General features: G+C 41.6%; 7 protein-coding genes and 1 pseudogene. 5 read left to right on the top strand and 3 right to left on the bottom strand.

The genetic code is table 11. The features are described from left to right. Positions 1-2219 precede the first annotated feature (2219 nt). From infA to ACFIMG_RS08375, 4 genes are all read left to right on the top strand, one after another. Positions 2220-2438: a translation initiation factor IF-1 gene (infA, locus tag ACFIMG_RS08390; RefSeq protein WP_004857577.1), complete on the top strand. Its 219-nt coding sequence runs from the start codon at positions 2220-2222 to the stop codon at positions 2436-2438. Between the two features lie 232 nt (positions 2439-2670). Beyond that, positions 2671-3384, top strand: coding sequence for a Maf family nucleotide pyrophosphatase (locus tag ACFIMG_RS08385; RefSeq protein WP_375678438.1), 714 nt, complete (start codon positions 2671-2673; stop codon positions 3382-3384). A 21-nt stretch (positions 3385-3405) separates the two neighbouring features. Then, a complete protein-coding gene (gene yacG, locus ACFIMG_RS08380) occupies positions 3406-3690 on the top strand; it encodes a DNA gyrase inhibitor YacG (RefSeq protein ID WP_375629124.1) in 285 nt (94 codons plus the stop codon). 16 nt (positions 3691-3706) lie between these two features. Further along, complete coding sequence (locus tag ACFIMG_RS08375; RefSeq protein WP_375678439.1) at positions 3707-3937, top strand: hypothetical protein; 231 nt, start codon at positions 3707-3709, stop codon at positions 3935-3937. Here ACFIMG_RS08375 and ACFIMG_RS08370 read toward each other — a convergent pair. Beyond that, the gene (locus ACFIMG_RS08370) at positions 3921-4952 is read right to left on the bottom strand and encodes a DUF3472 domain-containing protein (protein ID WP_375678440.1); all 1032 of its coding nucleotides are present in this window, start codon (positions 4950-4952) and stop codon (positions 3921-3923) included. The genes ACFIMG_RS08375 and ACFIMG_RS08370 overlap by 17 nt on opposite strands. Before the next feature lie 456 nt (positions 4953-5408). On the opposite strand from ACFIMG_RS08370, the gene clpB reads away from it, so the two are divergent. Further along, positions 5409-7988, top strand: a complete 2580-nt coding sequence (gene clpB, locus ACFIMG_RS08365; RefSeq protein ID WP_375678441.1) for an ATP-dependent chaperone ClpB — start codon at positions 5409-5411, stop codon at positions 7986-7988. A gap of 385 nt (positions 7989-8373) precedes the next feature. Here the strand turns inward: clpB and ACFIMG_RS08360 are convergent. Together ACFIMG_RS08360 and ACFIMG_RS08355 are read right to left on the bottom strand one after the other, a co-directional pair. After that, a pseudogene (locus tag ACFIMG_RS08360) lies at positions 8374-8745 on the bottom strand (helix-turn-helix domain-containing protein). 382 nt (positions 8746-9127) lie between these two features. Beyond that, on the bottom strand, positions 9128-9499 hold the full coding sequence (locus tag ACFIMG_RS08355) for a helix-turn-helix domain-containing protein (protein WP_375678443.1): 372 nt from the start codon (positions 9497-9499) through the stop codon (positions 9128-9130). Positions 9500-9880 lie beyond the last annotated feature (381 nt).

Here is a 9880-nt window from a genome sequence, read left to right as displayed (position 1 = left end):
GGATTTTTGGTTTGCACTTCAAGCCCCCCTCCGGTTGCGAGCGCCCTCGCATTGGTATTCCGGGAGTCTAAAAGTACTGAACCCTAGTCAGCTTTTTTGCTTTTAGTGCGGAAACGCACCTGGACATAGCAAAAACTCCCGGAATTCCGGGATACCCACAAGAGTGGGTTCAATTGTACGCTAGGGTTTAGGGCTTTTAGTTCCCTGTTGATCGTTGCGTGGACGATCAAAATTACACTTTAAGTGATAAAGTAATTTCAGAAGATTGGCAAGAAAAATCAAAATAATCTCAAAGACTATAAGATTGGGTACTTTTTAAAAAAGTGCGAAATATGGATTATAAATCGCGCTTTTACCTATCAGAATGTCGATAAAATATGGATTTTTAGTTTGCACTTCAAGTCCCCCTCCGGTTGCGAGCGCCCTCGCATTGGTATTCCGGGAGTTTGAAAGCACTGAACTCGATCAGCCTTTTGCTTTTAGTATTTATAATACTTGGACATAGCAAAAGCCCCCGGAATTCCGGGGATACCATTAAAGTGGTATCGATTTTTGTTTAGCGAGTTTTCAGGCTTTCAAATTCCTATTGGTCGTTGCGTATACGACCAAAATCACATGCCAATTAATAAAACAATTTCAGGAGATTGGCAAATAAAAATAGTTTTTATTTATAAACTTTATTTTTTAATGAGAGGCTTTCCGCCTCTCAAACTCTCCGGAACGCTCACCAAAATCATGACATCAGATCCGCGTTTAATGAGAGGACTAACAAGCCTTGGTTCTTAAGGTCAAGGAGACCATTACATGGCGCCTAACGGCGTCCTTGACCCCCAGAACTTAACGGCTTGTTTTGTCCCTCTCACGCGGCTCCGAAATCATGATTAGAAGGGGAGCTTATAGGGGGAGTGATATCAGGCATATCAATTTATCAAGGTGTTTTTAGAGTGTATGATGAGTATTTTAGGCTGGATTTTTTTGTCGCGTTTGATGAAATAATCTCGTTTGAGGGGTGATCTGAAGTGCTTGGGGGAGATTGGCTAGGCAAGAAGCTGGGGTAATACTATTGTTTATAGAGTGGTGCGGTGTGGAAGTTTCATTTGGCTTTATTCTGTAAATATGTAAAAGCGTAAAAACGGAAATGTGTAAAAAAGGAAGCTGGGACTTTATGTGGGGTGTATGCTTTTGGCATGGCATGGAATGTGGTGAGATAAATGGGGGAAAGAGTTTTTGTGAATGGAGTGGTAAGCTGGGATGAAGCCTGCTGGAGATTGAAGGGAGAAGAGAATGTGGGGGCGGAATAGGAATGAACAGACTAGAGGGGGTAAGAGGCGGTGGTGCGAAGGGATGCGTGAAGGATGGTGTGAGGAGATAGCGCTTTGCTTTTATGGTACTTGATGAAGTGGTGTCATTTGAGGGGGGGCTGAAGTCCGTGGATGTGGGGTGATCTGAAGTGCTTGGGGGAGATTGGCTAGGCAAGAAGCTGGGGTAATACTATTGTTTATAGAGTGGTGCGGTGTGGAAGTTTCATTTGGCTTTATTCTGTAAATATGTAAAAGCGTAAAAACGGAAATGTGTAAAAAAGGAAAAGGCTTTATGTCGTTAGAGGCGTTGTGGTTAATGATACGCAATGTATAGGGATCGTGTTTTCAAAGGTAGGAAGAACAACATAAATGGAAGGAGTGGCTTAGAGGAAGCGTGTGAAGAGAGAGAAAATGGGGAAGGCTGTATGGGAAATGCATAGAGTATGAAGTGTGGGGCAGTGAAGCATGTTGTGAATGGTGAGTGAAGAATGGAGAAGGTTTTTGAGAAAAGGAAGGGCTTCTGGCGTGAGGGGGAGTGGTGTTTATCTGAAGGGCACATGTTTAAGGTGTGGAAGGTGAGGAAAAGTTGGAGGGAGGATGATTGTTCGTAAGTTGTGGAGGGATTAGTCAGAGGTGTTGGGAAAATGCTTTAGGGGAAAAAATTAGCGTAATTTCTTGTCACACTGAAACCAAAATCATCATAAAAATTGAAGGAAATTAGCGGGTAAAATTGGTGAAAAAAAAGTTTTGATTCTTAAGGTGTGGGATGACGTTTTTTGAGAGCATGGAAGAGTAAACTTGAAAAACCTTTCCCTTTTTGTGGAATTTTTATTCACAAACTTAAGAAAATAGGATATGAACGCTGGAAATAACGCGCAGCTTAACAAAATATGTGCACTGTAAAGGAAATGTTTGTTTATGTCAAAAGAAGAAGTTTTAGAATTTTCTGGTATCGTTACTGAACTCTTACCTAACGCGATGTTTCGTGTGAAACTGGAAAATGATCATGAAATTATTGCCCATACCGCTGGTAGAATGCGGAAAAATCGTATACGGGTGTTGGCCGGTGATAAAATCATGGTGGAAATGACACCTTATGATTTGACAAAAGGGCGTATTACATATCGCTATAAGTAGCCTCGTGGGTGGCTTGCACTTTTTTCTAAAAGCTATCATATTATTTCTATTATTTTTTAACAGTTTTTTAGTTTGCTTTTCATGAGTGAAAAAAGAGGAGTGTTTGAAGAGCCTTGAAAAACTGTAAAATCGATGCGGAAAAAGGATAAGGAGATCAATAGCGCTTAAAAGGAGGCGCTTAAAAGGAGGCGCTTAAGGGGGTGAGAGAGAAGTCGATTGTGAAGGGGTGGAAATGAGAAATATAAGAGAGTGGGGGGAAAAACGTTTGGCAGATACTCTTACAGAAGAAATTCATTTGGTGCTTGCCTCCGCTTCGCCAAGGCGTTTAGCGCTCTTGGCACAAATAGGGATTGATCCCCAGCAGGTTTATGCAAGCGATATCGATGAAACGCCAAAATTAAAAGAACATCCTGCAAACCTTGCCAAACGTTTGGCAAAAGAAAAAGCACTGAAAGCCCAAAAAATTTTGCGCTGGTACAGTCAGAATGGTCAAGACGAGTTGCAGAATAGTCAAGAAAAATTACCTGGACAGAAAATGATTATCTTGGCGGCTGATACGGTGGTGGCTGTTGGGCGGACCATTTTCCCCAAACCAGAAAGCGAGGATGAGGCTTATGAATGTTTACGATACCTTTCTGGGCGTTCGCATAAGGTCTATGGTGCCATTTGTGCGCTTAATGAACGTGGAAAAATAACCGTAAAATTGGTTGAAAGTCGTGTTCGCTTTAGACGCTTAACCTCTGCCATGATGAAGGCTTACCTTGCTTCAGGAGAATGGCGAGGGAAAGCGGGTGGCTACGCTATCCAAGGAAAAGCAGGGGCTTTTGTTGTCCATATCACGGGTTCTTATTCTAATGTTGTGGGATTGCCTTTGGCTGAAACAGCCGATCTCTTGACCGCTTATCACTATCCACTTTTCACTCACTGGGCTGAACAAACGCATTAGAAAAACTTTAAGGTAAGATCAATGCAAGGTGAAAAGCAACAAAAAGAGAAAAGCAAAAATGAAAAAAAAGCAATAGAAGAAAAGTTAATGAAGAAGCCAATGACAAAGGTGTGCCAAGAACAAAAAGAGCTAAATTTGCAAAAAGAGACCCGTCCTCCGCATCCTTGTCCTATTTGTGGTCAGATGTCACAAAAATCTTCTTATCCTTTTTGTTCCACACGGTGCCGAGCTATTGATCTTAATCGTTGGCTTTCAGGCTCTTATATTTTACCACCCCCACCACAAGTAAGTGATGAAGAAGAATAAAGGATAGAAGAGGGAGGTGAGGCTTTTATTAAAGGGTGTTGTGGTTTTGAAAGGGGGTGAGAATGGAGAAAATGCCCTGGAAAGTCTGGTGACGAGGGAAGTTAAAGGGGATGAGAGCAGGGCTCGAAAAAATAACTGGGAAAGGGAGCCGTGGTGGGGAAATGAAAAAAAACTTTCTCACCCCCAGTTGTTTTCAAAGGGGAGTGAGGGGCTTATCAAGAAGAAAAAAGCTAGTTTCTTTTCATAATCTTCCAAGTTTTTCCATCAGACATATACATAATCTTTTGACCTGTGGTTATCTTTTGTGTGCCGTGAGTGGTGTGAAGCGTAGAACTGAAAGCCGCTAGATGATCTATAAAGATTGATTTCCACTTAAATGAATCAGGAGATGGCAAAAAGATATTGGGTGCCCAAGAACGATTTTTTGAACGAATAACGACAAGCTCTTTTTGTTTCAAAACGTTAGAAATTGTTTCTGCAGACAGATCTTTCTCATTGGAAATGGGTATTTCTGGTTTAGTAGTAGGCGAGGCTAAACCTCCAAAGTCGCTTATACTTGTCATGCAAAAGTTGGATGTACATGATGTTTGGATGAAGTCAGAATCTCGACACTTTCCTTGATTAGAAACTCTCAGACTTCCTTCGTGTAGCTTGTTTTGTTTTATGCCTTGAGGCTCAAAAAAAATCGAACTTTGTGGACTTAAATCATAACAGGAGGAGAGATGTCTCTTCCAACGAGAATGGTCTTCAACAAAACTTGAAGATTTACGGAGTTGTCCAAATGTATTTGGTACTTCTATGGTCCCAATATTCACTTTTTTACCCGTTATAAAATCGACTACTGTCGCTGTAACTAGATTTTCATTTTTTTCAACATATAATCGATATCTGCGTCCCATCTCCCATGGAAAGTTAATTTCACATCGTACTCCTGAACCTTCCTGAGTAAAATGCTTACATGTATTACCCTTCCATCCCGTTGCATTCCAGATAGAAAAATGAATGGTACGGCTGCTCCTGTTGAAAAAACCAATTTGTCCACTTTTTCCATTTTGGAATTCAAATTTATTTCCCCAGAAATAGATGGAGTTAGGCCCACCATCGTAATTTACTTGCTGGGTGAAAACAAATAGATCAAATGATGCATTTTTAAGCCATTCATGCTCTATTGTAATAACTTTGCCGGCAAAAATGGCATAGCTTGGTTTACTTATCAGAAGGAATAAAAGTATTAAAATAACCTTTTTTACAGTATGGTACATACTCAAATCCTCTATCTTAATAAAAATAGTGTAACTTTATAAGTATTAAAGCATAAATGCAATGATTTGTTAAGTAAAATTAGAGAAAATACTTTAATGTTTACTCTAAACTATATGCTGTAAAGACTACTTTGTTTAAAGTGTTTTTGCATGCTCCTTTTCTGCTGTTCAAATTTAAGTTTAATGGTGGAATTTAGGGGTGATGGTTTAAAAAGGGGAGTGATGATGGGGGGTATAAGAAAAGTTGCGGTTTTTATTTAAAATGATAGCGTATTTTTTTCTCCCTCTTGCTATGAGGCTTGTAGAAACCCATATTCTTTTTAGCACTATGGTTCTTCTTCTTGCTGCTTTTTTCGCGGTGTTTTTTAGAGGCTGGAAAATCCTTTCTGGATGTTTCTTTTGTGGAATATTGGAGAGGTTAAAGTGTGGTGATGGCTTGAGATTTAAGGAAAAAAAATGAACTTGGAAAAATATAGCGAACGCGTGCAGGGTTTTTTACAATCAGCACAAAATAGCGCTCTTGCTTCTGATCATCAGCAGTTTATGCCGGAGCATTTCCTGAAAGTGTTGTTAGACGATTCTCAAGGATTGGCTGCATCGCTTATCCAAAACGCTGGTGGTGATCTTACTCTTATTCAAAAGGCGCTAAAAGAAGCACTTGATGCTTTGCCTAAAGTGCAGGGGGGAAATGGACAGCTCTATCTTTCGCAGCCATTGGCAAAAGTTTTCGCGCTGGCTGAGGATATTGCGAAAAAAGCCGGTGATCAGTTTGTGACCGTGGAGCGCATGTTGCAAGCGCTGATCATGGAAAAGACCGCAAAAACAGCCGATATTTTAACAAGTGGAGGATTGACCCCGCAAGCGCTTAATCGGGCAATTAATGCGCTGCGGAAAGGAAAAACAGCAACAAGCCCCCATGCTGAAGGACAATATGATGCCTTGCAAAAATATGCCCGGGATCTCACAAAAGATGCCCGTGAAGGAAAACTCGACCCTGTGATTGGGCGGGAAGAGGAAATCCGCCGCACTATTCAGGTGCTTTCACGGCGTACCAAAAATAATCCCGTGTTGATTGGTGAGCCTGGGGTGGGGAAAACAGCTATCGTGGAAGGGTTGGCATTGCGCATTATCAATGGCGATGTGCCTGAAACTTTGCGGGATAAACAGCTTCATGCGTTGGATATGGGAGCGCTTATCGCTGGTGCAAAGTATCGTGGGGAATTCGAAGAGCGCCTTAAAGCGGTGCTGGCAGAGGTGCAAGCTGAAAATGGTCAGATCATTTTGTTTATCGATGAATTGCATAATCTCGTTGGCGCTGGAAAATCTGATGGTCCTATGGATGCTTCTAACTTGTTAAAACCTGCTCTTGCACGCGGAGAACTCCATTGTGTGGGCGCTACTACGCTCGATGAATATCGAAAATATGTCGAAAAAGATGCTGCTTTGGCACGCCGCTTTCAACCTGTCTTTGTACCTGAACCCTCTTTGGAAGATACTATTTCTATTTTGCGCGGTATTAAGGAAAAATATGAACAACATCACAAAGTGCGCTTGGCTGATAGTGCTTTGATTGCGGCGGCGCGTTTGTCTAACCGCTATATTACGGATCGCTTCTTGCCGGATAAAGCTATTGACCTTATCGATGAAGCGGCGGCGCGGTTGCGCATGCAGGTCGATTCAAAGCCGGAAGAACTCGATGCTGTTGATCGGCGTATTTTACAGTTGAAGATCGAACGGGAAGCTTTGAAAACAGATGTCGAGCCAACAGCAAAAGAACGTTTGAAAAATGTGCAGGAGGAACTGAAAACATTGGAACAGCAGTCCGCTGAGATGACAAGTGCTTGGCAGGCTGAGAAACAAAAATTAGGGCATGCTGCTGATTTGAAAAAACAACTCGAAGAAGCCCGTAATGCTTTGGCTATTGCACAACGTGATGGACAATTCCAACGCGCTGGAGAGCTCGCTTATAGCGTTATCCCTGAACTCGAAAAACAATTGAGTATTGCGGAAAATGATGACCAACAAAATCATCTCGTTGAAGAGACGGTTACTGCTGAACATGTGGCGCGGATTGTTTCACGCTGGACCGGTATTCCTGTTGATCGAATGCTGGAGGCAGAACGGGAGGCGCTGTTGCGGATGGAAGATGAAATTAGCAAACGTGTGATTGGTCAGGGAGAGGCTGTTCAAGCTGTTTCTCGTGCTGTACGCCGCGCGCGTGCAGGGTTACAAGATCCCAATCGTCCGCTTGGCTCTTTCATGTTTTTGGGTCCTACTGGTGTGGGGAAAACCGAATTAACCAAAGCTCTTGCCGCTTTTCTTTTCCAAGACTCCAATGCCATGTTGCGCATCGATATGTCGGAATATATGGAAAAACATGCTGGGGCGCGGCTGATTGGGGCACCTCCTGGATATGTTGGATATGAAGAGGGTGGGGTGCTGACGGAGGCTGTACGTAGAAGACCTTACCAGGTCATTCTGTTTGACGAAATTGAAAAAGCACACCCTGATATTTTTAATCTCTTGTTGCAAGTGTTGGATGAGGGACGCTTGACTGATAGTCAAGGACGTACCGTTGATTTTCGCAATACCTTGCTGATTATGACTTCTAATCTTGGTGCTGAGTTTTTAACTGCTTTGCCTGAAGGACAAGCAACAGATCAGGCAAAAAATGATGTTATGAATGTCGTTAAAGCGGCTTTCCGTCCTGAGTTTTTAAACCGTATTGATGAGATTATTCTCTTTCAAAGGCTGCAACGTCACGATATGGAAGCTATCGTCGATATTCAGATAGAACATTTGCAAAATTTGCTCAATGAACGCAAAATAACTTTGCAAATCGAGCCAGAGGTGAGGAAATTTCTTGCCGATAAAGGCTATGATCCGCTCTATGGTGCGCGTCCCCTTAAACGGATTATTCAAAAAGAAATTCAAGATCCACTGGCGGAAAACATCTTATTTGGAAAAATTCACGATGAGACAACGGTGAAAATTACAAAACAAGGAGATCGATTGGAATTTTTGCCTGAAGATTAAGTTTGGAAAAATTCATGGTATAAAGGGCGGTGATAATCCTATTATGTGATAAACACCGCTCTTTGAAGCGTGCTGATTTAGAAAAATTCACGATGAGACAGCGGTATTTTATTGCAAAGCAAAGGGAGTGGTCGGTGTTTTTGCATGTTAAATGAGTGTTCTCGAATATCGTAGGATTCTTTTACTTCTGGTTGTAGTGAAAGCTATTTTCTTGCAATGTTATAAGTGAAGTCACAAGCGGGATTGCTTTATTGCTTTGTGCGTAAAAGCGTTAAAGAGAAATGCCGTTTATCCGCCGTAAAACATTGCTCTTTGAAGGGGTGTGCTGGTTTGAATTCGACTTAAGGGAATATGAATGGAATGATGTTGATCGTTGCGCTTTTGCTTAATCAGAAATCAACCACAAGATTGCTTTTTGTTTTTTCGGCTGAAGTTCTCTAAAGTTTTTTAAAAGTGCCTGTTCTTTTTCGCTATAGGTTTCTTGATCGTGGTGTAAGAGAGTTTCTTTTGTTGAAAGATCTTATTTTGTGGCAAGGTCTGCATAAAAGAAGTGTATGGGGACATCTAGTTTTTTGGCTATTTCTAGTAAACATTTGGCACTTACACGGTTTGAGCCTTTTTCGTATTTTTGGATTTGTTGGAAACTGACACCTAAATGGCTTCCTAATTCTTTTTGGGAAAGCCCTATTGCAATGCGTCTATGACGGATTCTTTTGCCTATCAAAATGTCGATAAAATGTGGATTTTTAGTTGGCACTTCAAGCCCCCCTCCGGTTGCGAGCGCCCTCGCATTGGTATTCCGGGAGCCTGAAAGCACTGACCTCGAATCAGCATTTTGCTTTTAGTGCTCATCGCACCTGGACATAGCAAAATCTCCCGGAATCCCGGGACACCCACAAGAGTGGGTTCATTCTTATGTATCGAGGTTTCGGGCTTTCAGTTCCCTATTGATCGTCGCGTATACGACCAAACTCACCCTTTAAGTAATAAAGTAGTTTCAGAAAATTGGCAAGAAAAATCAAGAATTTTCTATTCTATTATGCCGTAAAACAGGGGGATGGTGTGTTGGTTTGAATTTGATTTAAGGATGTTTTGTTGTTTGATATATTATTGAATAATGTTGATCGTTGTGCTTTTGCCTAATCAGAAATCAACCACAAGATTGCTTTTTGTTTTTTCGGCTGGAGCTCTCTAAAGTTTCTCAACAGAGTGTATTCTTTTTCGCTATAGGTTTCTTGATTGTGGTGTAAGAGGGTTTCTTTTGTTGGAAGATCTTCTTTTGTGGCAATGTCTGCATAAAAAAAGTTCATAGGAACTTCTAGTTTTTGAGCAATTTCCAGTAAACATTTGGCACTTACACGATTGAAGCCTTTTTCGTATTTTTGGATTTGTTGGAAACTGACACCTAAATGGCTTCCTAATTCTTTTTGGGAAAGTCCCATGGAAATGCGTCTATGACGGATTCTTTTGCCTATCAAAATGTCGATAAAATGTGGATTTTTAGTTGGCACTTCAAGCCCCCCTCCGGTTGCGAGCGCCCTCGCATTGGTATTCCGGGAGTTAAAAACACTGACTTGACTCAGCTTTTTGCTTTTAGTGCCAAAGCACCTGGACATAGCAAAATCTCCCGGAATCCCGGGATACCCGCAAAGCGGGATAAATTTATGTGTCAAGTCTTCGGGTTTTTAATCCCTATTGATCGTTGCGTAGACGACCAAAATTACACTTTAAGTGATAAAGTAATTTCAGAAGATTGGCAAGAACAATCAAGAATTTTCTATTCTATTATGCCGTAAAACACTGCTCTTTTAGGGGGAGTGAAGAGCTAGAATATTTGAGGGCAGGGCTTGATTTGTTGAGCCTGATGAAGTGTTGTCGTTTGAGGGGGGGGG

This window comes from Bartonella sp. AP11XZML, assembly GCF_042196445.1.
Classification (GTDB): Bacteria; Pseudomonadota; Alphaproteobacteria; order Rhizobiales; family Rhizobiaceae; genus Bartonella.
Note: the sequence above shows the minus strand (reverse complement) of the source record. Positions and strands in the feature narration are given on the sequence as shown.